The organism is Janthinobacterium sp. PLB04 (assembly GCF_021165895.1).
Classification (GTDB): domain Bacteria; phylum Pseudomonadota; class Gammaproteobacteria; order Burkholderiales; family Burkholderiaceae_D; genus Janthinobacterium; species Janthinobacterium lividum.
Genome location: NZ_CP088968.1, coordinates 5,348,383 through 5,372,046, shown reverse-complemented (window position 1 = coordinate 5,372,046; position 23,664 = coordinate 5,348,383). Strand labels below are relative to the sequence as shown.

The following is a 23,664-nucleotide window of genomic DNA, read 5'->3' as shown; positions in this document are numbered from 1 at the left end:
TTAAGCAAAGTGAACCATGAGCGATAACACGAATGACAAGCTGGCCAGCAGCGCGCCAGCCGCCGGCCACGGCGCCCCTGCGGGACACTGGGAGCGCGACGTGCTGGAAAAGCTGGTATTTGCCACTTTGCAAGAACAACGCGCACACCGCCGCTGGAGCATCTTTTTCAAGGTCTTCAGCCTGCTGATCGTGCTGTTCGCCCTGTGGGTGTTTTATGACTACAACACGGCCGACGACAGCGAAACCCTGGGGCGCCACACGGCCCTGATCGACATCAGCGGCGCCATCGAGTCCGAAGGCAGCGGCTCGGCCGCCGTCGTCATCCCCGCGCTGGACAAGGCGTTTTCCGATGCCGGTTCCGTGGCCGTGGTGCTGCATATTAATAGTCCGGGCGGCAGTCCCGTGCAGGCCGGCATGATCGTCGACGAGATGCAGCGCCTGCGCAAGGGCTATCCGGACAAGCCTTTATATGTGGTGGTCGATGAAATGTGCGCCTCGGGCGGCTATTACATCGCCGCCGCCGCCGACCGCATCTACGTCAACAAGGCCAGCGTGGTCGGTTCCATCGGCGTGCTGATGGATGGCTTCGGTTTCACGGGCGTGATGGAAAAGGTCGGCGTCGAGCGCCGCTTGCTGACGGCGGGCGAGAACAAGGGCTTCATGGACCCGTTCAGCCCACTGACGGAAAAACACAAGGCGTATGCGCAGAGCATGCTCAATGAAATCCACCAGCAATTCATCGACGTCGTGCGCACGGGACGGGGCAAGCGCCTGAAGGAAACGGCCGATACCTTCTCCGGCCTGTACTGGACGGGCGCGAAAGCCGTGGAAATGGGCCTGGCCGACGATTTCGGCACGGTCGACAGCGTGGCGCGCGATATCGTCAAGGCGGAAGACATCGTCGACTACACGCAGCATGAAGGCTTGCCGGAACGGGTGCTCAAAAAGTTTGGCGCCGCCATGGGCGCGGGCGCCATGAAGGCGGCCGTGCAGCAGTCACAACCGGCGTTGCGCTGAGGACATCACTCTTGGCTGGCAGGCAAGCCAATCGAGAATGATTTTCAATAAGGTGGTAAATTGGCTTGAAAACGGGGCTGCTTGGGCTATAGTGAAAGCGTAGTTCTTTTCAAGGAGGGGCGATATATCAACTATGTTGTCAGTACTAACTTGATTGGCAGGTCTTGGAACTACTCGCCGCATCGCAGATGTGGTTTTGAGTGAATTTACATTCCTCACTAAAGTCCCGATGGGGCTTGGGAACGGCGGCGCAATGCCGCCGTTTCCTTTTGTGTGTGCTGGATGGGCCGGTGTCGGCGGATGCGTCTGGGTGCGCTGGCAAGGCAGGCATGCGAAGGCAGGGCATGGCTGGTCGGACGGGCCGCGCTCAGACGGCGCAGCCGTTGCAGTGCGCGGGCAGGGGCTGTCTGGCTGCCGCAGCGCCGACGCTGGCGTTAGTGTCGGACGGTATGTCCGCCGTGGCAGGCGCGGTCACGCTGTCGGTTTCCGCGTCTGCGTCCGCATCCGCGTGCGCAAAACCACCCAGTTCCAGCCAGCACATGAAATGGCATTGCGCCTCGGCATGCCAGTGCGTCTGGCTGGCTGGTGATGGCGGCGCGTCCGCATCCTGCGGCGCAGGGGTGCTGCTCCAGCGTGCCACGCCGAGTCTGACTTTGTGCATGGCCGCCTGTTCCGCAGCGATGCGCTGGCGCATGTCGGCGATGCTGCCTTGTAAGGCGATGGTATCGGTATGCTTCATACAATGTCCTTGTGGGTCGTTGCCTGGTTATTATTCCTAAAGCTCGTTAGGCGGATTCCTACCGAAGTTTCAGTCTATCAATGCGATATTCCGAGCGCTTGATATTTCTCAAAGGAATCAACCATTTCTCGCCAAATCTCACCTTGTTCTTTTTGGTATTTCTGCGTGTGCCATGGTTTCATGCTGCCTGGGCCGCCGCGCGGGCGCCAGGTGCCGCCGCTTCACGCTGCCAGCCGCTTCTGGTAAAGTCACGCCCATGAGTAAATTATCCCTAGACCGCATCCTGCAATCGCAGGGTTTTGGCACCCGTAAATATTGTCGTTCCCTCATCGAGGATGGCGATGTCGTCATCGATGGCGTCACCCAGACCAATTACCGCACCACCGTCGAGACCGAAGGCCTGGTGCTGCACGTGTTCGAAGAAGAGTGGGTGGTCCGCCAGCACCTGTACCTGGCGCTGAACAAGCCTGCCAACTTCGAATGCTCGCGCAAGCCCAGCCATCACCCTGGCGTGCTGACCTTGCTGCCGGAACAATTCACCTGGCGCGAAGTCCAGCCCGTCGGCCGGCTCGACCACGATACGACCGGCATGCTGCTGATGTCCGACGATGGCCCGTTTATCCATGCCCAATCGTCGCCGAAGCGCCACGTTCCCAAGATTTATCAGGCCACCACGCAAGAACCCGTAACGGATGAACTGGTGGCCCTGCTATTGGCTGGCGTGCAATTGCACGACGAACCGGCCCCGCTGGCGGCCCTCGTCTGCGTCAAGCGGGGCGAGCACCAGCTGGAAATCGTGCTGGAACAGGGCAAATACCACCAGGTCAAGCGCATGCTGGCCGCCGCCGGCAACCATTGCAGCGCGCTGCACCGTTCCGCCATCGGCAGCCTGACCCTGGAATCGCTGGGCATTGCCGAAGGCGAGTGGTGCTACCTCACGCCCGAGCAGATCGCGCTCCTGGCCTAGTCCCTTCCTGACCGCCAAAGCCGGGGATATCCCGGCTTTTTGGCGTCTTTAGCCTCCATTGCCTGCATTTGACGAAGTTTCCCGCCCATGAAATTAGCTACCCTGAAGGATGGCACGCGCGACGGCCAGCTGGCTGTCGTCTCGCGCGACCTGAAAACGGCCCATCTGGCCGATGGCATTGCCCCGACCCTGCAAAAGGCGCTCGACGACTGGAGTTTCATCGCGCCCCAGCTCGATTTGCTGTACCAGACCATCAATAGCGGCCGCGGCCATCGCGCCTTCGAATTCGACCCCGCCAACTGCATGGCGCCCTTGCCGCGCAGCAGCCTGCGCGTGGCCGGCGCCTCCTACCTGCAGCAGATCGAGCGGGCCTGCAAGGCGGCGGGAGCCGAGGCGCCCGCCAATCTGCGCGATGCGCCACGCCTGTACCAGGGCGCCAGCGACGATTTTCTCGGCGCCCAGGACGAGATCATCCTGGCGCACGAGCAGTGGGGCATCGATTACGAGGCAGGCATCGCCGCCATCACGGAAGATGTGGCCATGGGCTCCACGCCCGACCAGGCGCACCTGAACATCAAGCTATTAATGCTGGTCAACGACATCACCTTGCGCAACCTGGTGCCGGACGAGCAAGCGAGTGGATATGGTTTCCTGCAAGCGAAACCGGCCATGGCCTGCTCTCCTGTCGCCATCACGCCTGACGAGCTGGGCGATGCCTGGCGCGGCGGCAAGGTGCATCACGCCCTGCGCTGCAGCCTGAACGGCAAGTTGACGGGCCAGCCCCACGCGGGCGCCGACATGGCGTTCAATTACCCGCAATTGCTCGCCCATCTGTGCCAGACGCGCAACGCGCGCGCCGGTAGCGTGGTCAGCGCGGGCGGGGTCGCCAACAAGGAAGTCAAGAAGGGGTTTTCCAGTATCGTTGAACGACGTAACCAGGAGATGATCGCCGATGGCGTTGCCAGCACGCCATTTCTGTTGTTTGGCGATGTTGTTCGATTGGAAGTGCTGGGTGACGACGGCAAGTCCTTGTTTGGCGCCATCGAGCAGACCGTCAAGCAGGCCGAGGCGAGGAAAAGCCGTTAGGAGCCCCGAGAAAATGGCCATGACTGCGTTGCAACCCCTCGCCGTACTGTTCGTACTGTCTTCGGGGCTGCGCCTTGCCCTGACCATTTTTCGGTCTCCTTTGAAGTGGGCGCCTGCGGCTGTTTCATTCAGGCAAAGGAAAAGCAGGGGATTCGCCCTCCTTTTCCCTTGATGGCGTTGCGGTAATTGAACCGATAATGCCACATGCCCAGTCCGTATTGCGCCTAGCCAGGCTGCAGGACTTCACCGGAGTTGATTGATGTCGGAAGACAGCGACGCAGAAAAGACCGAAGCCGCGTCACCGAAGCGCCTCGAGCAGGCGCGTGAGGAAGGCGACGTTCCGCGATCGCGTGAAGTGGCAACGTTCACTGTGCTGATGGCGTCCGGCTGCTGCCTGTGGTTTGCCGGCGACGCCATCGTGCGGCGGTTGACGGCTGTCATGGTTTCCGGGCTGACCCTGGACCGGGAGCAGATACTCAATCCCGATGCGATGATGTTGCGCATCGGCTACGACGTGGGCTCCGTCTTGCTGACTTGCCTGCCGTACGCGCTGGCCATCATGCTCGTCGCCCTGGCCTCGCCCGTGCTGGTGGGCGGCTGGCTGTTCAGTTCCAAGGCGTTCACCCCCAATTTTGGCAAGCTCAACCCGATTCGCGGCCTGGGCAACATGTTTTCGAAGAATGCGCTGGTGGAATTGCTCAAGGCCATCGCCAAGACCCTCGTCGTCGGCGTCGTCGCCTGGATGGTGATGCAGCATCAAAAGGACGCCGTGCTGGGCTTGTCGGTGGAATCCTTGCGCGCCGGATCGGCTCATCTGATCAGCTTGCTGATCACGGCCTTTTTGCTGATCGTCGGCGCGCTGGGCTTGATTGCCGCCATCGACGGTCCGTACCAGATGTGGCACTACGCTAACAAGATGAAAATGTCCTTGCAGGAAGTCAAGCAAGAGTCGAAGGAATCGGACGGCAATCCGCAGATCAAGGCGAAGATACGCCAGATGCAGCATGAAATGTCGCGCCGCCGCATGATGGCCGATGTACCGACGGCCGACGTGGTGGTGACCAATCCTACCCACTACGCGGTGGCCTTGAAGTATGGCGAGAATTCGCGCGGCGCGCCGCAGGTGGTGGCCAAAGGCATCGACGAGGTGGCGGCGAAGATCCGCGAACTGGCCGGCGAACACAAGGTTGCCATCCTGGAAGCGCCGGCCCTGGCGCGCGCGCTGTACAAGCACACGGACATCGGCGACGAAATTCCCGAGGCGCTGTATGGCGCCGTGGCCGAAGTGCTGGCCTACGTGTTCCAGCTGCGCAGCTACGGCAAGGGCCAGGGCGAGCGTCCCGACAAGCCGAAGAAACTCGACGTGCCGCCCGAGCTCGACCCGCAGAATCCCGCCTCACAGACACCGCCCGCAGCCGGCGCAGAAGACAAGAATAAAGGAAGTACACCATGAACGGCCTGAGAATGCCAGCCTGGCTCAGCGGAATGGGTGGCAACGCCAGCAAGGGCATCGCAGCGCCTGTCATCATCATCATGCTGCTGGCGATGATGGTGCTGCCGCTGCCGGCCTTCATCCTCGACATCTTCTTCAGTTTTAATATCGCGCTGTCCATCATCGTGCTGCTGACGGCGCTGTACACGGTCAAGCCGCTCGACTTCATGGCGTTCCCGACCATCCTGCTCGTGTCGACCATGCTGCGCCTGTCGCTGAACGTGGCGTCCACGCGCGTGGTGTTGACGGAAGGCCATACGGGCGCCGACGCGGCCGGTAAAGTGATCGAGGCGTTCGGTCACTTCTTGATCGGCGGCAACTACACGGTCGGTATCGTCGTGTTTATCATTTTGACGATCATCAACTTTACGGTGGTGACCAAGGGTGCGGGCCGTATCGCCGAGGTAGGAGCCCGCTTCGCGCTGGACGCCATGCCTGGTAAACAGATGGCCATCGATGCCGACCTGAACGCGGGCCTGATCGGCGAAGACGAAGCGCGCCGCCGCCGCACGGAAGTGGCGCAGGAAGCGGAATTCTACGGCGCCATGGACGGCGCCAGCAAATACGTGCGCGGCGACGCCATCGCCGGCATCATGGTCACCGTCATCAATATCGTCGGCGGCTTGCTGGTGGGCTTGCTGCAGCACGACATGGGCTTTGCCGATGCGCTCAAGAACTACACCCTGCTGGCCATCGGTGACGGCCTGGTGGCGCAGATTCCTTCGCTGATCATTTCCACGGCGGCCGGTATCGTCGTCTCGCGCGTGGCCAGCGAACAGGACATCGGCACCCAGCTGGTGGGGCAATTGTTTGCGAAACCGCAGGTGCTCTATATTACCGCCGGCATCATCGGCGGCATGGGCTTGATTCCCGGCATGCCGAACATGGTCTTCATCCTGCTGGCTTCGTTGCTGGCCGGTTCCGCCTATCTGATCAGCAAGAAACGCACGCAGGAAAAAGCGGCGGCCGAAAAGCCGGCCGAAGTGCCGCAAGCGACCGTGGCGCCCGAGCAGGAAGAAGCCAGCTGGCAAGACATCATGCCCGTCGATACCCTGGGCCTGGAAGTGGGCTACCGTTTGATCCCCCTGGTCGACAAGACGCAGGGCGGGGAATTGCTCAAACGCATCAAGGGCATCCGCAAGAAATTTGCCCAGGAAGTGGGTTTCCTGGCACCGCCCGTGCATATCCGCGACAACCTGGAATTGAAGCCGTCCGCCTACCGCATCACCCTCAAGGGCGTGGAAGTGGGCGTGGGCGAAGCGTTCAACGGCCAGTTCCTGGCGATTAATCCCGGCATGGCCAGCGGCACCTTGCCGGGCCTGGCCACGAACGATCCCGCTTTCGGCTTGCCCGCCACCTGGATCGACGCGAGCTTGCGCGACCAGGCCCAATCGATGGGCTACACGGTGGTCGACGCAGGCACCGTGGTGGCCACGCACCTGAATCACCTGATCACCTCGCACGCTTCCGAGCTGCTGGGCCGCGCGGAAGTGCAGTCGCTGCTCGACCACCTGGGCAAGGATGCGCCGCGCCTGGTGGAAGACCTGGTGCCGAAGATGCTGTCCTTGTCGACCCTGCAAAAAGTGCTGCAGAACCTGCTGGCCGAGGGCGTGCACATCCGCGACATGCGCACCATCATCGAAACTCTGGCCGAGCATACGGTCAATACGCAAGACCCGAACGACCTGACTGCGCTGGTGCGCGTCGCCCTGGGCCGCGCCATCGTGCAGCAACTGTTCCCCGGCGCGGCCGAACTGTCCGTGATGACGCTCGACAGCCGCCTGGAGCGCCTGCTGATGCAGGCGATGGGCAATGGCGGCGATGGCGCCGGCATCGAGCCTGGCCTGGCCGACACCATCGCGCACCAGGCGGGCCTGGCCGCGCAGCAGCAGGAAGCGCTGGGCCTGACGCCGGTGCTGCTGGTGCCGGCGCCGCTGCGCGCCTTGCTGTCGCGTTTCCTGCGCCGCGCCTTGCCGCAGCTTAAAGTGCTGTCGCATGCGGAAGTGCCGGAAACCAAGACCATCCGCGTCACGGCGCTGGTGGGGGCGCAGTAGTTGACAGCATTAGTACCGGGGTCAGGCCCGCCGGGTCTGGCCCCAGCCCTTGCCTTTGGTCAAATAAACATCAATTTCCTCTCGGCAAACTGAATAACGGGTACTTTCCCGTCCTGTTCCTTCGATCGTTTCCTGCAAGCATCGCTAATAATGGAAACTGTCCGGGTGATCTGTGTCCATGTGGAAGACAGCACTCAAGCAACAGGAGTCGATGATGGTCACACAGTTCAGCCAATATTGCGCCACCCCCGCCTTGGGAGGCCGGTCATGAATGTGAAGAAATTTACGGGCGCCTCGTCGCGCGATGCGCTGCGCAAGGTGCGCGAAGCGCTGGGCCCCGATGCCGTGATCCTGTCGAACCGCCAGGCCGATGGCGTGGTGGAAATCCTCGCGCTGGCCAATGACGATGCCGCTTCGCTGGCGTCGCCGCCGGCCGCGTCCGAAATGGCCCAGCCCCGTCCCCAGTTGCAGACCCAGTTCGCCACGCCGCAGCGTCCGGCCGCCCCGGCACAGCGCCCGGCCGCGCCGCGTCCCGCCGCACCGCGCCAGGCTGCCTCCGAGCCAGTGGACATGGCCCGCATGCAGCAGATGATGGCCAGCGCGCTGGCGCACGTCAAGGAAAACGCCGCCGCCGAGATGAGCGGCATGATGAATGAAATCCGTGCCATGCGCGGCATGATGGAAACCCAGCTGGCGGAAATCTCGTGGGGTTCGACGCAGCAGCGCGAGCCGCAAAAAGCCGTCGTGCTGCGCGAAATGCTGGCTGCCGGTTTTTCGGCCAGCCTGGCGCGCTACCTGATCGACAAGCTGCCGGCCGGCCTCGATGGCGCGCAAAGCATGCGCTGGATCAAGACCGTCCTCAGCCGCAACCTGAATACGGTGGCCAATGAAGACGCCATGCTGGAGCAGGGCGGCGTGTTTGCCCTGGTGGGCCCGACCGGCGTCGGCAAGACCACCAGCACGGCCAAGCTGGCGGCCCGCTGCGTGATGCGCCACGGCCCGGAAAAGCTGGCCCTGATCACCACCGATGCCTACCGTATCGGCGCGCACGAACAGCTGCGCATCTACGGCAAGATCCTCGGCGTGATGGTGCATTCCGTGAAGGACGAGGCGGACTTGCGCATCGCCCTGAAGGAATTGAAGAACAAGCACACGGTGCTGATCGATACGGTCGGCGTGAGCCAGCGCGACCAGATGGTCACGGAGCAGGTGGCCATGCTGTCGGGCGCCGGCGCCGATGTGAAACGCCTGCTGTGCCTGAACTCCACGGCGACCCAGGAAACCCTCAACGAAGTGGTGCGCGCCTACCAGGGCAGCGGCCTGGCCGGCTGCATCATGACCAAGCTCGATGAAGCGGCCTCGATCGGCAACGTGCTCGACGTGGTGATCCGCCAGAAGCTGAACCTGTTTTATGTGTCGAACGGCCAGCGCGTGCCGGAAGACCTGTACCTGGCCGACCGCGGCTACCTGATCGACCGCGCCTTCAAGCTCAAGCGCGATGCGGCGGCGACGCAGTTTTCCGATGCCGAACTGCCGCTCCTGATGGCGCAGGCGGCCGCCCGCAACAATGAAGCGCGCGGGGTGCACCTTGGCTAATTTCGATTTCGACCAGGCCGAAGGCTTGCGCCGCATGCTGGCCGGCCCGCAGCCGCGCGTCATGACGTTCCTCTCGGCCACGCCGCAGGACGACAAGGGCGCCATGCTGGTCAACCTGGGCGCCTCGCTCGTCTACGGCGGCAATGACGTGCTGCTGCTCGACGCCAGCGGCGGCAGCGATGGCGTGGCGGCGCGCCTGGGACTGGCGCACGGCGCCAGCCTGCGCGACGTGGCGCGCCAGCAGTGCGGCTTGAACCAGGTCATCCACCAGGTGCCGCAAGGCTTTGGCGTGGCCAGCCTGGGTGCGCGCAACCATTTGATGGACAGCATGGACTATGCGGGCGAGGACGAACTGCGCCGCCTGGGCAAGACGTTCGAGGTGCTGGCGCGCCAGAGCGGCATCGTGCTGGTCGACGGCGTCGTGGCCGACGAGGGCGATTGCTTCCCCGTGCCCCTGATGGCCTCGTCCGATATCGTCGTGCAAGTGTCGACCAGCGCCACCTCGATCAAGGCGGCGTACTGCCTGATCAAGCGCCTGAGCCAGGAACTGGGGCGCCGTCCGTTCGGTATTCTCGTCACCGGCGCTTCCGAATCCGAGGCAAAAGTGGTATACGATAATATGGCGCAGGCGGCGAGCCGCTACCTGGCCGTGAAGCTGACCTCGATGGGTTCGGTGCCTGCCGACGAGTATCTGCACCGCGCGGCGCGGCTGGGCCGCAGCGTGGTCGATGCGTTTCCGCTGGCGGGCGCCTCGGTGGCGTTTCGCGGACTGGCCGAGCGGCTGGCCCGTTCGGCGGCACCGGTGCTTGGCGGCACCTTGTACCAGACGGGGAGCCCGCACCAGTTCAGCGCCTGAATCGAACCGTAGCACCAGATAAGATGAGAAAACAATAAGCAGCCTATGTACACGGTCAAAGGGAAATCGAACAAGGACTATTTGCTGACGGAGCACATTCCGCTGGTGAAGCGTCTGGCGCACCATATGAAGGCGAAATTGCCGCCTTCGGTCGAGGTCGATGACCTGATCCAGGCCGGCATGATCGGCCTGCTCGATGCCATTAGCCGCTATGAAGAGACGCATGGCGCGCAGTTCGAGACGTATGCCGTGCTGCGCATCCGCGGCGCCATGCTCGACGAATTGCGCACCAGCGACTGGCTGCCGCGCAGCATGCGCCAGAACATGCGCAAGATCGAGGAGGCGATGAGTACCTTGCAGCAGCGCCTCGGCCATCCGCCGACGGAGTCGGAAGTGGCAAAGCTGCTGAAGATGTCGCTGGCCGACTACCAGGAAATGCTGGGCGACGGCGGCGGCCACCAGCTCGTGTACTACGAAGACTTTCATGACCCGGACGGCAATGACAGCTTCCTCGACCGCCACTGCGTGGACGAAGACAGCGACCCCTTGCGCTCCCTGCTAGATACCGATTTCCGGCAATCCGTGATCGATGCCATCGACGCGCTGCCACCACGCGAGAAAATACTCATGGGCCTGTATTACGAAGAAGAGCTGAACCTGAAGGAGATCGGCGCGGTGATGGGCGTGTCGGAATCGCGCGTCTCGCAGCTGCATACCCAGGCCGTCGCGCGCCTGCGCGCAACCTTGAGGGAGCAGGCGTGGACTGGTCCAGCGTAATCGGGCTGGCGCTGGCGCTGGCGGGCCTTTTGGTCGGCCAGGCACTGGAAGGCGGCAAGATGGCCTCCCTGCTGCAGCCGGCCGCCTTTGCCATCGTTGTCATCGGCACCTTCGGCGCCGTGCTGCTGCAAACGCGGCTGCGCACCTTCGTGCGCGGCCTGGAAATGCTGCGCTGGGTGTTTTTGCCGCCGCCCGACACGCGTGCCGCGCTGGCGCGCGACATCGGGCAGTGGAGCCTGACGGCGCGGCGCGACGGCCCGCTGGCGCTCGAGCGCCTGATGGAAAACACGGCCGACCGCTTCAACGCCAAGGGCTTGAGGATGATCGTCGACGGCATCGCGCCCGACAAGCTGCGCCAGCTGCTCGACGTGGAAATCTCCGCCTATGAAATGGCCGAGCGCCAGGCCGTCAAGGTGTGGGAATCGGCGGCCGGTTATTCGCCCACCATCGGCATCCTGGGCGCCGTGCTGGGCCTGATCCACGTGATGGAAAACCTCACCGATCCGAGCAAGCTGGGCGGCGGCATTGCCGTGGCGTTTGTCTCGACGATTTATGGCGTCGGCCTGGCCAACCTGCTGTTCCTGCCGGTGGCGAATAAACTCAAGGCCATCGTCTCGCGCCGCGTGCTGCAATACGAAATCACGGCCGCCGTGCTGTACGACATCGCCACGGGCGACCATACGCGCATCATCGAAGAGCGCGTTTCCAGCCTGCTGCACGAGCACTGACCATGATGCGGCGCGCGCGCAGGAAGTATGACGAGGAACCGGACAACCAGGACCGCTGGCTGATCTCGTACGCCGACTTCATCACCCTGCTGTTCGCCTTCTTCGTTGTCATGTACGCGATTTCGCAAGTCAACGAAGGCAAATACCGCGTCTTCCAGAATGCCATCGGCCAGGCCTTCAGCCTGGAAAAGGGCGCGCCGCCCATCATCATGGAGGCGCCGCAGGCCATTCCGCTGCCGAACCCGGCCCTGAAACGCCGCACGGAAGCCATCCGCCGCGAGCGCGAACACATGACGCGCCTGGCGCAGGACCTGACCTCCACCCTGGCGCCGCTGGTGAAGGAAGGCAAGGTGCGGGTCACGCAGACGAGCCGCGGCGTGAGCGTGGAAATCAATGCCAGCGTGCTGTTCGACCCGGGCGCGGCGCGCCTGACGGTGGAATCGGACCAGGCCCTGCGCGCCGTCGCCGTGCTGCTCAAGGACGATACGCACGACGTGCAGGTGGAAGGGCATACGGACGTGCAGCCGATCAGTAATTCCAACTTTGCCTCGAACTGGGAATTGTCGGCCGCGCGCGCCAGCGCCGTGGTGCGCCTGTTCATCGCCAGCGGCGTCAAGGCGTCGCGCCTGACGGCCGTCGGCCACGCCGACAATATCCCCGTGGCGCCGAACGAAACGGCGGAAGGGCGCGCGCGCAACCGCCGGGTCGCCGTGACGATTTTGTCGGGCATCCCCGAAACGGTGACGGAAGTGCCGACGGCACCGGTGGCCAACTAGACGGGTCTTTCGGGCCGCTAAGGTCAGGCGCATGTCATTCGGTGGTCATACTGGAATGCTAGGCTGTCGCACTTCTTTTCAGCCTCCAGGTCTATCCCATGTCTTACTCCAGAATGTTGCTTCCTTCGGCTATCGCCATCCTGTTGAGCGTCGCCGCTTGCGGCGGCGATAGCGACCCGTCCAGCAGCGTGCCACCGGTCCCGACTGGCCGCTGGATCGCCGGCGACCTGCATACCCACACCACGCAATCGGCCGATGCGGATGTCAGCCAGACGCTGGACAAGGTGCTGGTCAAGGCGTTCGGCAGCTACGGCCTCGACTGGATGGCGCTGTCCAACCATTTGCGCGTCTCCACGCGCGACGCACTGGGCGCGCCGCTGCCGACGCCCATCCCGATGTCCATCGGTGCTGAGCGCTATGAAATTCCACGCGTGCAGGCGCTGCAGGCGGGCGGCACCTATGCCGACAAACTGGTCTTTTCCGGCTTCGAGTGGGACATGCCGACCCACGATCACATCGGCATCGGCCTGTTCGAGGGCGCGGACAAGCTCAGTGCCAGCACCCGGGGCATGAAGGAGTTCGAGTACCTGTTTACCACGCGCGACGCCAGCATGTTCGACGCTGCCGATGTTGCAGCATGGAAAGCCAAACATGGAGAAACCCGCTATAACAAGACGGCAGCCGATGCGCTGCAAGCCATCAACTGGCTCAAGCAGAACTATCCGGAGACCAGCTACGCCGTCATCAACCATCCATCGCGCAACAAGGGCAGTTACAGCATCGCCGACTTGCGCGCCTTTAACGATGCCGCCCCCAACATCATGTTCGCCATCGAAGGCATGGTCGGCAACCAGATGGAACCGGACCGCGGCGGCTACACGGCCGCCTATACGGACGACAATGCGCTGCTGCGCGTGTATGGGGGCGTCGATTACGTGGTGGCCAAGCTGGGCGGGCCATGGGATGCGCTCCTGGGCGAGGGGCGCCGCATCTGGAACCTGACCGATTCGGATACCCACTTCAAGATCGTCGGCGGCAACAGCAGCGGCTATTTCCCCGGAGAGTATGCGAAGAACTATGTGTTCAACAGCGCGCAAGGTGCGCCGCTGGCGAAAGACTTGCTGGCCGGTTTGCGTTCGGGCAAGATGTTCTCGACTTACGGCGATCTGATCAACGCGCTGGACTTCAACCTGGCCAGCAAGGACGACCGCAAGGAGATGGGCGGGGAGCTGAAGGTCGGCAACGGCGATAAAGTCACCATTACCATCCGCTTCAGGAGCCCGGCCAAAAACAACTACGAAAAGCCCGTCGATAGCGGCGTGGCCGCCGGCGTCAAGCCCGTTGTCGACCATGTCGACCTGATCGTCGGCGATGTGGGCGCGAAGGCGGCGGCGGGTACGCCGGCCTACAACGTTGCCGCCAATGCCAGCACGCGGGTGCTCAAGCGCTTCACCAGCGCGGACTGGAAAGTCGGGGCCGACGGCTACTACAGCGTAAGCTACGAAACGACGGCGACGAAGAACCAGTATTTCCGTTTGCGCGGCACCAATCTGGGTACCGATGTCGCCGGCCTGACGCAGGCTGGCGAGCCGCTGGCCGACCAGCGAACGGGCACGACGGACAGCACCCAGCGTTTCAATGACATCAACGACCGCAATTACCGCAGCCTGTGGTTCTATTCGAATCCCGTATTCGTCACCTTGCGTTAATACGCTGCACGGCGCGCCACCGGATGGGGCGCGCCGGGCTTGATCCCGCTTCCACTTGGTACAATCGCGCCTTCTCCCTTTTTATCTCCCCATCATGAAAAGCAGCTCCCAGGGCGGTCTCGTCTATTCCACCGAAACGGGCCGCATGTGTCCCGCCTGTCGCCAGCCGCTGGCGCAATGCGCATGCAAGGCGCAGGCCAAGGCGGCGCCTGCGGGCGATGGCGTGGTGCGCGTGTCGCGCCAGACCAAGGGCCGTGGCGGCAAGAGCGTCACCGTGGTCAAGGGTTTGCCGCTGGACGCCATGGCGCTGGCCCTGCTGGGCAAGCAGTTGCGCACGCAGTGCGGCTCGGGCGGCACGGTCAAGGATGGCGTGATCGAGGTGCAGGGCGACCATGTCGACGCCATCCTGGCCGCGCTGACCAGGCTGGGCCACCAGCCGAAAAAGGCTGGCGGCTGAGCGTGCGGAGGCGTGCGGCCCGCTGCCGCAGGCCTGTGGTAACGTGCATTTCCTTTTATGCGCCACCTCATCATGAATAGCAAACTGACCGGCATCGCCGGCGCCGCTGCCATCGCGGCGGTACTGGCGCTCGTGTACTGGCCCGCACCCGACGCCAGCGCGCCGCAAGCGGATGCGGCTGCAGCCAGCGCGCCGGCGGGACGCAGCCTGGCGTCGTATCTGAATATCGACGCCGCCCCCGTCGCCGATGCCGCGCCCGTTCCCGTGACCCTGGCACAGCAGCTTGCGCGCCTGGCCGCCAGCGGCAGGGCGGAAGACGCGTATGCGGCGTTCAGCCTGATCGACGACTGCATCGTCTTCCAGCAGGAAGGGCGCTTGCCGGGCATGGAATTCGAGCTGGGCCGCGAGATGACGGTGGAAGAAAAAGCCGCCCAGCAGCAGCTGTGCGCGGGCCTGACACAGCGCCAGCGCGAGGACCGGCTCGGCTACCTGGCCACCGCCGCCAAGGCGGGCGTGCCGGGCGCGGCCACCCTGTTCCTGTCGGAAGGTCCGTTCGGCGACCGCAGCGCGCTGCGCAACCGTCCCGACGATCCGCTGGTGCAGGCATGGAAACGGCAAGCCATCGCCCAGTTGACGGCGCAGGCGGACGAGGCTGAACTGACCAGCGTGGCTACCCTGATGATGGCGTACTTGCGCGATGGCGAGGTGGTGCGGAAGGATGCGCCGCAAGCGTATGGCTACCTGCTGGCCCTGCGCCAGGTCTACGACGATATCCTCGCGCCCGGCGTCACCAATCCGTATCAGGATGAGTACTGGCACTGGCTGCAGGCGGAGCTGACGCCGGAGCAGCAAGCCGCGGCCAGCGCCAGGGCGCAAGCCATCGTGGCGAAATACCGCCAGCATGCGGGGCGTCCCGCGCACGGTTGAGCTGGCAAGGCCGCTGCTCCTTGCCGGGTTGCTGTTAACTAAGGGGGATTAGCCGATGACGACGCGCCGGCTGGCCGTGTTTGTCGTCGGTTGGCCGCTGGGGCCGTAGAAATTGCCGCTCTGGGCCGGGGGGCGCATGGCGTTCAGGGCGCCTTGCGTATGTACCATATGCTTGTTGACGAGCAGGCTGTTCAGGCGGTTTTGTTCCTTGGCTTCGCGCGTCGTCTCGAGCAGGGCTTTCCACAGGGGCGCCGCTTCCGCTTCGCCGGCACCCACCAGCCAGTCTTCCATGCCCGCTTCGGCCGCCATGAAACCGGCCGCCGCCAGCGCCTGGTGGCGTTGCGCCGCCAGCTGGCTCAATTGTCCTACGAGTGCCGTCTTGCGCACCGTGAGCTCCGTGATTGCATCGATGTCAGCCGCAACCAGATGCCGCTGTTCTTCTTTCATCAATGCCAGCAATGTGGTCATGAGCTGTTGCTCGTCGCGCAGGCTGGAAAACGGAGTCACTGATTGCATGAGGGAACCTATCTATTTCGTGAGTGCAGCAAGTCCTTGACCGTGTCGAGGAGACCGTCCGCCACTTTTTCTGAGTTGACCTGGAACTGGCCGTCGGCGATCGCCAGCTTGATGCGTTCGACTTTTTTCGTGTCGAACACGGCGCCGCTGCCGGCAGTTGCACTGGCCGCTAATGCCTGTCCTTGCGGCGACAGGCGTACATTGTCCGACGTTGTCGGTGTTGCCTGGGCTTTCTCGGCATTCCGGGCGCCGGAGGTACTCGCGGGCGCCACCGGCAGGCCGGGATTGCTTTTAATGGTGTTGTCGGTAATTTTCACAGCGTGATCCTCGTCTGGTCGAAGTCAAAAAACTCCGGGATATGTGTCATTATCGGCACCTTCTCCCGAAACTTTAGTGCGCCAGACCACAATATCGCTGTCCATCCGTGTTTAAAAGGCGACCTCCACCAAGCCGCCTGCGCGCGCCACGCCGCTGATCTGCTGGCCGCTCTGCGTGCGTACCTGCACCGTCTGGCCATCGCCGGCGCTGCCGATGGCGCGCCCTTCTGATGCCACCTGGAAACCATTGCCACTGGAAACGACGCGTACCAGCTGGCCTTGCATCACCACCGGCTTGCGGCGCAGGGTGTCGAGGCGCATCGGCGTGCCGGGTGGCAAGGAAATATTCGTGCTGGCGCCCACCACCTGGGCCATGTCCGTGGCGATGCCTGCCGGCAATGCGGCCAGGTCGCCCTGCATCGTTACCAGCTGGCTGGCGTCGATGGCTTGCCCTTGCGCCAGCGGCACGGCGCTGGCCACGTAGTCGCCGACGACGGCCACGTTCGCTTGCAGATAGATGGTCCAGTTGCTTGGCGCCGTGCAGCGCACGCCGACGGTGGTCTTGCCCCAGGCGCGCGCGCCCGGCGCCATGAATGCTTGCGGCGCGGGGCAGGCGGCCAGGTTCAGGCGCGGATCGACGGCGCCGACGGTCACCGTCACCTTGCCGGGCAAGCCGTTGCTTTGCACTTGCAGGAATTGTTCCACGCTGTTGCGCAGCGCTTCCGGCGTCTGGCGGCCGGCGTTTTGCGCCTGGGCCAGCAGTGGCAGGGAGGCAAGAGCGAAGAGGAAAGCAAGCGTTGTTTTCATGGTGATAGGCCTCTGGAATAGTGCCATGATAGTGCGCGCGGCCCCGTTCGAAGCCCCGATTAAGGGGTAAAAGTACGGTCTGATCCGGCGATGGTCTTGCTGGTGGGCGCCGTACTATGTTTCCTGTCATCACTAATCCGCCATCCTTCCGCCATCTCGGGCGCCAGTGGCAGATCTTTCCGGAGCCTGACATGATAGGGAAACTCGACGATTACATGCGCTTCAACGAGACGGCGCTGAGCCTGCGCTCGACGCGCCAGGAATTGCTCGCCTCGAATATCGCCAATGCCGACACGCCCAACTACAAGGCGCGCGATGTCGATTTCGCCGCCGCGCTGAAGGGCGCGATGGCGCGCAAGGATGGCGTGCCGCCGGCCCTGAAGGGCACGGCACCGCAGCATATGCCGGGCAAGGGCGTGGCCGCGGCTGCGGGCGCAGCCGGCGGCGGCAAGGTCGAGACCCTGGCCGACGGCACGCCGCTGCTGTACCGCGCGCCGGCCCAGGGCGCCGTCGATGGCAATACGGTGGACATGGATCTCGAGCGCAACGCCTTTGCCGACAATGCCATCCGCTACGAGGCGGCCGTGACGTTCCTTAACTCGCAGATCAAGGGCATGCTGACGGCCATCCAGGGAGGACAATAATCATGTCGCTATTTAATATCTTCAATGTTTCCGGTTCGGCCATGAGCGCCCAGGCGCAGCGCCTGAACACGGTGGCCAGCAACCTGGCCAATGCCGACAGCGCCACCAGCGCCACGGGCGAAGCCTACCGCGCCAAGCAGGTGGTGTTCGAAGCCGTGCCCATGGCCAATGGCGCCACGGCCGTCAAGGTGCAGAAGGTGATCGAAGACCCGTCGCCGATGAAGCTGGTCTACGACCCGAAGAACCCGCTGGCCGACGAGAAGGGCTACGTCACCATGCCGAACGTGAATACGGTCGACGAGATGGTCAACATGCTGTCGGCTTCGCGCTCGTACCAGACCAACGTGGAAACCATGAACGCGGCCAAGTCGCTGCTCCTGAAAACCCTCACCATTGGCCAATAAGGCTGACTGATCATTATGGCAACCATCGATACCAGCACCTCCAAAGTCACCGACCTGATGGCGACGATGAATCCGAAGAAGAGTACGGCCGAGCCAGGCAGTGTCGAAGCGGAAACAAACAAATTCCTCACCCTGCTGGTTACCCAGCTGAAAAACCAGGATCCGATGAATCCGCTGGACAATGCACAGCTGACCAGTCAGCTGGCCCAGCTGTCGACGGTGACCGGTGTCAACAAGCTCAATACCACCGTGGAAAGCCTGAAGGCCAGCTATCAGCAAGCCGAATCGATGCAGGCGGCCAACATCATCGGCCATGGCGTGTTGACGGCGGGCAAGGACATCAACCTGAGCAAGAGCGCCGCGCTGCTGGGCGTGGACCTGGCCACGCCAGCCGACAAGGTCAAGGTCGTCATCTACAAGGATGGCAAGGAAGTCCATTCCATCGACCTGGGCGCACAGGCGGCGGGCACCTTGCCGCTGGGCTGGAACGGTTCCACCGCCGATCTCGACAAGGATGGCAAGCCGGTCGTGCTGGCCGATGGCGCCTATACCTTCACGGTGGAAGCCACGCGCGGCGGTACCAAGCTCAAGGATGCAACGGCGCTGATGTTCGGTTCGGTCGCCAGCGTGTCGACGGGCGCGAATGGCGTGAAATTGAATGTCCCGGGCGTGGGCAGCATCACCATGGCCGACGTGAAACAGATTCTGTAAGCCGCTTCCCCTTAGCGTGACCCTCTACCCCTAATTTCTACCAGGAGAACACAATGTCTTTCCAACAAGGCCTGAGCGGCTTGAATGGCGCCGCCAAATCGCTGGACGTCATCGGCAACAACATCGCCAACTCGTCGACCGTGGGTTTCAAGCAGTCGCAGGCCCAGTTCGCCGACATTTATGCCAACTCGCTGTACGGCGTGGGCGGCAACCAGGCGGGGATCGGCGTGTCGGTCTCGCAAATCGCCCAGCAATTCAACCAGGGTAACCTGGAATCGTCGTCGAATCCCCTCGATATCGCCATCAATGGCGGCGGCTTCTTCCGTACCAGCGTCAACGGCGCCATCCAGTACTCGCGCAATGGCCAGTTCCAGGTCGACAAGAGCGGCTTCATCGTCAACGCCCAGCTGGCGCAGCTGACCGGTTATGCGGCTGACGTCAACGGCAAGATCGTTGCCGGCGCCGTCGTGCCCCTGCAAATCGACCAGTCGGACATGAAGCCCCAGGCAACGACCAAGGTCAGCACGGAAGTCAACCTCAATTCGAATACGGCCATGCCGACCACGGTGCCGTTCAAGACAGGGGACGACACATCGTTCAGCAAGCAGTTTCCCGTCGAAGTCTTCGATTCGCTGGGCAATTCCCACATCATGTCGAATTTCTACGTCAAGACGGGCACCAACACCTGGGATGTCTACTCGGCCGTTGACGGCACGGAAGTGACCAGCATGAAGGCCGCCGCCGCCCTGCAGACGGACCCGGCCTCGCTGGCCGCGCGCGCCGCCTACCAGGCTGCCGCCACGGCCGTGCCGCTGGTGCCGGCCAACGTGACGACGGCCGCCGTCGCCTATGGCAATGCGGTCGGTGCCGCCGTCTCGGCGGCCGCCGCCGCCGCAGGCGCCACGCCGGCGCAACTGGCCGCCATCGCCGCCACCTACGGCAGTGCCGTGCCGAATGGCGTCAATTCGAGCCGCACGCCCGACCAGATCGACGCTGCCATCCGCGCCGTCACCAATGTGCCAGCCGTCAAGACCGGTTCGCTGGTCTTCAACACCGTCGGCAGCCTGGACCGGGCCGCCATGCTGGCCCTGACGCCGCCGCAAACCTTGCCTGTCACCGTCAACCTGCCGATCTTCCCGGCCACGGGCGCGAATGCGACCCTGTCGGTCCAGGTTGACTTCACCAAGTCGACCCAGCTGGGCAGCGCCACGGCGGAAAAGAAAACGGAAGCGGACGGCTACAAGGCGGGCCAGCTGAGTCAATTCATCGTCGGCGACGACGGCGTCATCCAGGGCCAGTACAACAATGGCAAGACGCGCAGCCTGGGCCAGGTGGTGTTGAGCAACTTTGTCAACCCGAACGGTCTGGAGCCGCTGGGCAACAACGCCTGGGTGGAAAGTTCGGCCTCGGGCAAGCCCGTCACGGGCGAGCCCAAGACGGGCAACCTGGGCAACTTGCGCGCCTCGGCCGTGGAAGTGTCGAACGTCGACTTGACGGCGGAACTGGTCAACATGATCACGGCCCAGCGCGCCTACCAGGCAAATGCGCAGACCATCAAGACGCAGGATTCCGTTTTGCAGACCCTCGTCAACCTGCGTTAAGAGTAAGGGGAGCGGTTCTTTCGGACTGCTCCCGGCTTTCGTTTTGCACGGAGAAAACACATGGACCGTCTCATCTACACCGCCGGCTCGGGCGCCAAGCACATCCTGGACAAGCAGGCGACTACGGCGAATAACCTGGCGAACGCCACCAGCACGGGTTTCCGCGCCCAGCTCGACTCGTTCCGCGCCGTGCCCGTGGTGGCCGACGGCATGATGCCGACGCGCGCCTTTGTCGTCGATTCGACGGTCGGTTCCGATTTCACGCAAGGTCCGATGCAGCACACGGGCCGCGCGCTCGACGTGGCCGTGGAAAACGGCGGCTGGATCGCGGTGCAGTCGGCCGACGGTTCCGAAGCCTACACGCGCAACGGCGCCTTGAAACTCAATGAAAACGGCATGCTGCAAACGCAGGGCGGGCTGATGGTGCAGGGCGATACGGGCCCCATGGCGATTCCGCCCGGCGTGACGGTGGCCATCGCCAGCGATGGCACGGTGGGCACGATTTCCACCGACGTGCCGCCAGGCCCGTCGACGGTGCTGGGACGCATCAAACTGGTCAATCCGCCCGAGCAGCAACTGGTGCGCGGCGATGACGGCCTGTTCCGCCTGAAGGATGGCACGGTGGCGCAAGCCGACCAGGCCGTCAAATTGACCACGGGCGCGCTGGAAGGCAGCAATGTCAGCCCCGTCGACTCCATGGTCAGCATGATCGCCCTGGCGCGCCAGTTCGAAACGCAAATGAGCTTGTTGAAGAATGCCGAGAATAACGCGGCGAAAGCCACCCAGATCCTCGCTTTGAATTGACGGGGGCCACCGCATAATGGTCACATAGAAATAGTCTACAGGGCTGGTTAGCGCTGTTATTGGAGAAAAATCATGATTCGTTCCCTTTGGATTGCCAAGACCGGCCTGGAAGCGCAGCAGACGCAGATGGACGTGATCGCCAATAACCTGGCCAACGTCAGCACCACGGGCTTCAAGAAGTCGCGCGCCGTGTTTGAAGACTTGCTCTACCAAAATGTGCGCCAGCCGGGCGCGCAATCGTCGCAGCAAACCCAGCTGCCATCGGGCTTGCAGATCGGCACCGGCGTGCGCACCGTGGCAACCGAACGCATCCATACGCAGGGCAATCCCCAGGCTTCCGGCAATTCGCGCGATGTGATGGTCAACGGCACCGGCTTTTTCCAGGTGCTGATGCCGGACGGCGCCACCGCCTACACGCGCGACGGCTCGTTCCAGACGGATGCCAACGGCCAGCTCGTCACCTCGGAAGGCTTCGTGATCCAGCCCGCCATCACCGTGCCGACCAATGCGCTGAGCCTGACCGTGGCGCGCGACGGCACCGTGTCCGTCACCTTGCCCGACACCGTTGCGCCATCGCAAATCGGCTCCCTGCAACTGACCACCTTCGTCAATCCCGCCGGCCTGGAATCGAAGGGCGAAAACCTGTACATGGAAACGGGCGCTTCCGGCGTGGCGCAAACCAACACCCCGGGCACGAACGGTGCCGGCGTGCTGATGCAAGGCTATATCGAGACGTCGAACGTCAACGTGGCCGAGGAAATGGTCAACATGATCCAGACGCAGCGCGCCTACGAGATCAACAGCAAGGCCATCACCACATCCGATCAAATGCTGCAGAAATTGTCGCAACTTTAATTTTCATAGTCGTCATGCCATCCGCCGCCGGATGGCAGCGGAGGTTCGCCATGCAATACCCCATCATCGCTTTGTTCTCTGCAGCCCTGCTGTCCGGCTGCGCCATCACGCCTACGTCCATCGTGCAATATCCTACCAGCACGCGCGCGCCGATGCCGGAACCGGTGGTCGTCAACAACGGCTCGATCTACCAGCCGTCGACCTACCGTCCCGCCTTCGAAGACCGCCGCGCGCGCCACGTGGGCGACACCATGACGATCGCCATCACCGAGCGCACGAATGCCGTCAAGGCGGGCGCCAGTTCCGGCAACAAGTCGGGCAGCGTGGGCTTCAGCACGCCGGGCATGCTGCAGGGCCGCCTGGGCGGCACCGTGGCGGCAAATGGCGCGACGAAATTTGCCGATGGCGACAACCAGTCCGCCAGCAACACGTTTTCCGGCGTGATCGGCGTGACGGTCATTGAAGTGCTGCCGAATGGCAACCTGATCGTCGCCGGCGAAAAACAGATCGCCATGAACAAGGGCACGGAATTCATCCGCTTCTCGGGCATGGTCAATCCCGACACCATAGGCACGGGCAACGTCGTGCCATCGACCCAGGTGGCCGAAGCGCGCGTCGAATACCGCACCAACAGCCAGATCGACCGCGCCGAAATGGCCTCGATGGCGTCGCGCTTCTTCCTCAGCCTGCTGCCTTTCTGATCATGGCAACGTTGACCTTTCCCCGTTTTCTCGCCATCTGCGGCCTGGCTGCCTCGCTGCTGGCGCCCGTGGCGCAAGCCGAGCGCATCAAGGACCTGGCCAGCATCGCCGGCGTGCGCCAGAATCAGCTGATGGGCTATGGCCTCGTCGTCGGTCTCGACGGCAGCGGCGACCAGACCACGCAAACCCCATTTACCATTCAGAGCGTGGCGGCGATGCTGCAGCAGCAGGGCATCAACTTGCCGCAAGGCACTAGTTTGCAGCTGAAAAACGTGGCCGCCGTGATGGTGACGACGGCCTTGCCCGCGTTTGCCCAGCCGGGCCAGTTGCTCGACGTGACGGTATCGTCGATGGGCAATGCGAAAAGCTTGCGCGGCGGCACCTTGCTGATGACGCCATTGAAGGGCGCCGATGGCCAGGTGTACGGCATGGCGCAGGGCAACGTGCTGGTGGGCGGCGTGGGCGCGCAGGCGGCCGGCAGCTCCGTCGTCATCAATCACCTGAGCGTGGGTCGCATCTCGGGCGGTGCTACCGTTGAGCGCAGCGTGCCTTCGGCCTTGGGCGCCAACAACACCATCCGCCTGGAATTGAATGCCACCGATTTCGCCACCGCCAGCCGCGTGGTCGACGCCATCAACAGCCGCTACGGCGCCGGCACGGCCGCCGCGCTCGACGGCCGCGTGATCCAGGTGCAGTCGCCCAGCGGCAGCGACCAGCGCGTGTCCTTCCTGGGCCAGCTGGAAAGCATCGAAGTCAATCCGGCCCGCCTGGCGGCCAAGGTCATCATGAATGCGCGCACCGGTTCCGTCGTGATGAACCAGTCCGTGACCCTGGAAACATGCGCCATTTCGCACGGCAACCTATCCGTCACCATCAATGTCGAGCCGCAAGTGAGCCAGCCGGCACCCTTGTCGGGCGGGCGCACGGTGGTCACGCAGACGGCGCAGATCGATATCAAGAAGGAACCGGGCAAAGTCATGCTGGTCAAGGGCGGCGCCTCGCTGTCCGACGTGGTCAAGGCCCTCAACGCCATCGGCGCCTCGCCGCAAGACTTGCTGGCCATCCTGCAGGCGATGAAAGCGGCCGGTTCGCTGCGCGCCGAACTCGAAATCATTTGATGGG

Annotated in this window: 25 protein-coding genes; 21 read left to right on the top strand and 4 right to left on the bottom strand. The window is 63.4% G+C overall.

Going from position 1 to position 23,664, the window contains the following annotated elements; genetic code table 11:
* The first annotated feature begins 16 nt into the window (after positions 1–16).
* Entirely contained in the window at positions 17–1,018 is a 1,002-nt protein-coding gene (locus LSO07_RS23730) for a S49 family peptidase (protein ID WP_034785283.1), read from the top strand.
* Between the two features lie 367 nt (positions 1,019–1,385).
* Here the strand turns inward: LSO07_RS23730 and LSO07_RS23725 are convergent, their stop codons facing one another.
* Entirely contained in the window at positions 1,386–1,757 is a 372-nt protein-coding gene (locus tag LSO07_RS23725; RefSeq protein ID WP_151096726.1) for a hypothetical protein, read from the bottom strand.
* 256 nt (positions 1,758–2,013) lie between these two features.
* Here LSO07_RS23725 and LSO07_RS23720 point away from each other — a divergent pair, with 256 nt between their 5' ends.
* The 12 genes from LSO07_RS23720 to LSO07_RS23665 all read left to right on the top strand — a co-directional run bounded on the left by LSO07_RS23720 (position 2,014) and on the right by LSO07_RS23665 (position 15,182).
* On the top strand, positions 2,014–2,724 hold the full coding sequence (locus LSO07_RS23720) for a pseudouridine synthase (protein ID WP_034785285.1): 711 nt from the start codon (positions 2,014–2,016) through the stop codon (positions 2,722–2,724).
* Between the two features lie 87 nt (positions 2,725–2,811).
* Complete coding sequence (locus LSO07_RS23715; RefSeq protein ID WP_151096724.1) at positions 2,812–3,810, top strand: fumarylacetoacetate hydrolase family protein; 999 nt, start codon at positions 2,812–2,814, stop codon at positions 3,808–3,810.
* A 259-nt stretch (positions 3,811–4,069) separates the two neighbouring features.
* On the top strand, positions 4,070–5,263 hold the full coding sequence (flhB, locus tag LSO07_RS23710; protein WP_034785289.1) for a flagellar biosynthesis protein FlhB: 1,194 nt from the start codon (positions 4,070–4,072) through the stop codon (positions 5,261–5,263).
* On the top strand, positions 5,260–7,356 hold the full coding sequence (gene flhA / locus LSO07_RS23705; protein ID WP_151096722.1) for a flagellar biosynthesis protein FlhA: 2,097 nt from the start codon (positions 5,260–5,262) through the stop codon (positions 7,354–7,356). The genes flhB and flhA overlap by 4 nt, the downstream gene beginning before the upstream one ends.
* A gap of 267 nt (positions 7,357–7,623) precedes the next feature.
* Positions 7,624–8,952, top strand: coding sequence for a flagellar biosynthesis protein FlhF (flhF, locus tag LSO07_RS23700; RefSeq protein WP_034785293.1), 1,329 nt, complete (start codon positions 7,624–7,626; stop codon positions 8,950–8,952).
* Positions 8,945–9,808, top strand: a complete 864-nt coding sequence (locus LSO07_RS23695) for a MinD/ParA family ATP-binding protein (protein ID WP_034785294.1) — start codon at positions 8,945–8,947, stop codon at positions 9,806–9,808. Before flhF ends, LSO07_RS23695 begins: the two co-directional genes overlap by 8 nt.
* 45 nt (positions 9,809–9,853) lie before the next feature.
* Positions 9,854–10,585: an RNA polymerase sigma factor FliA gene (locus LSO07_RS23690; protein ID WP_010400804.1), complete on the top strand. Its 732-nt coding sequence runs from the start codon at positions 9,854–9,856 to the stop codon at positions 10,583–10,585.
* Positions 10,567–11,313, top strand: a complete 747-nt coding sequence (locus LSO07_RS23685; RefSeq protein WP_151096720.1) for a flagellar motor protein — start codon at positions 10,567–10,569, stop codon at positions 11,311–11,313. Before LSO07_RS23690 ends, LSO07_RS23685 begins: the two co-directional genes overlap by 19 nt.
* Positions 11,314–11,318: 5 nt before the next feature.
* Entirely contained in the window at positions 11,319–12,089 is a 771-nt protein-coding gene (gene motD, locus LSO07_RS23680; RefSeq protein ID WP_151097926.1) for a flagellar motor protein MotD, read from the top strand.
* Positions 12,090–12,187: 98 nt separating this feature from the next.
* Complete coding sequence (locus tag LSO07_RS23675; RefSeq protein WP_225317405.1) at positions 12,188–13,798, top strand: S-layer protein; 1,611 nt, start codon at positions 12,188–12,190, stop codon at positions 13,796–13,798.
* A 94-nt stretch (positions 13,799–13,892) separates the two neighbouring features.
* Positions 13,893–14,255, top strand: a complete 363-nt coding sequence (locus tag LSO07_RS23670; protein WP_151096718.1) for a translation initiation factor Sui1 — start codon at positions 13,893–13,895, stop codon at positions 14,253–14,255.
* Positions 14,256–14,327: 72 nt separating this feature from the next.
* Positions 14,328–15,182 (top strand): hypothetical protein, encoded by an 855-nt coding sequence (locus LSO07_RS23665; RefSeq protein ID WP_151096717.1) that lies wholly within the window; start codon positions 14,328–14,330, stop codon positions 15,180–15,182.
* Between the two features lie 48 nt (positions 15,183–15,230).
* On the opposite strand, the gene LSO07_RS23660 is transcribed toward LSO07_RS23665, so the two are convergent.
* The 3 genes from LSO07_RS23660 to flgA all read right to left on the bottom strand — a co-directional run bounded on the left by LSO07_RS23660 (position 15,231) and on the right by flgA (position 16,822).
* Positions 15,231–15,698, bottom strand: coding sequence for a flagella synthesis protein FlgN (locus tag LSO07_RS23660; RefSeq protein ID WP_034787165.1), 468 nt, complete (start codon positions 15,696–15,698; stop codon positions 15,231–15,233).
* Between the two features lie 8 nt (positions 15,699–15,706).
* The gene (gene flgM, locus LSO07_RS23655; RefSeq protein ID WP_034787161.1) at positions 15,707–16,015 is read right to left on the bottom strand and encodes a flagellar biosynthesis anti-sigma factor FlgM; all 309 of its coding nucleotides are present in this window, start codon (positions 16,013–16,015) and stop codon (positions 15,707–15,709) included.
* 111 nt (positions 16,016–16,126) lie between these two features.
* Entirely contained in the window at positions 16,127–16,822 is a 696-nt protein-coding gene (flgA, locus tag LSO07_RS23650) for a flagellar basal body P-ring formation chaperone FlgA (protein WP_151096716.1), read from the bottom strand.
* Between the two features lie 191 nt (positions 16,823–17,013).
* Here flgA and flgB point away from each other — a divergent pair, with 191 nt between their 5' ends.
* The 8 genes from flgB (at position 17,014) to LSO07_RS23610 (ending at position 23,660) form a co-directional block, all read left to right on the top strand.
* The gene (flgB, locus tag LSO07_RS23645) at positions 17,014–17,466 is read left to right on the top strand and encodes a flagellar basal body rod protein FlgB (protein ID WP_034754084.1); all 453 of its coding nucleotides are present in this window, start codon (positions 17,014–17,016) and stop codon (positions 17,464–17,466) included.
* A 2-nt stretch (positions 17,467–17,468) separates the two neighbouring features.
* Positions 17,469–17,870: a flagellar basal body rod protein FlgC gene (gene flgC / locus LSO07_RS23640; RefSeq protein WP_034754081.1), complete on the top strand. Its 402-nt coding sequence runs from the start codon at positions 17,469–17,471 to the stop codon at positions 17,868–17,870.
* A 15-nt stretch (positions 17,871–17,885) separates the two neighbouring features.
* On the top strand, positions 17,886–18,581 hold the full coding sequence (locus LSO07_RS23635) for a flagellar hook assembly protein FlgD (protein WP_151096714.1): 696 nt from the start codon (positions 17,886–17,888) through the stop codon (positions 18,579–18,581).
* 53 nt (positions 18,582–18,634) lie between these two features.
* On the top strand, positions 18,635–20,182 hold the full coding sequence (locus LSO07_RS23630) for a flagellar hook protein FlgE (protein WP_151096713.1): 1,548 nt from the start codon (positions 18,635–18,637) through the stop codon (positions 20,180–20,182).
* A gap of 60 nt (positions 20,183–20,242) precedes the next feature.
* Positions 20,243–20,986 (top strand): flagellar basal body rod protein FlgF, encoded by a 744-nt coding sequence (locus tag LSO07_RS23625; protein ID WP_070253727.1) that lies wholly within the window; start codon positions 20,243–20,245, stop codon positions 20,984–20,986.
* Between the two features lie 72 nt (positions 20,987–21,058).
* Positions 21,059–21,841 (top strand): flagellar basal-body rod protein FlgG, encoded by a 783-nt coding sequence (gene flgG / locus LSO07_RS23620; protein ID WP_034754070.1) that lies wholly within the window; start codon positions 21,059–21,061, stop codon positions 21,839–21,841.
* Positions 21,842–21,891: 50 nt separating this feature from the next.
* Entirely contained in the window at positions 21,892–22,542 is a 651-nt protein-coding gene (locus tag LSO07_RS23615; protein WP_070281299.1) for a flagellar basal body L-ring protein FlgH, read from the top strand.
* 2 nt (positions 22,543–22,544) lie between these two features.
* Positions 22,545–23,660, top strand: a complete 1,116-nt coding sequence (locus LSO07_RS23610; RefSeq protein ID WP_034787148.1) for a flagellar basal body P-ring protein FlgI — start codon at positions 22,545–22,547, stop codon at positions 23,658–23,660.
* The last annotated feature ends 4 nt before the right edge of the window (positions 23,661–23,664 follow it).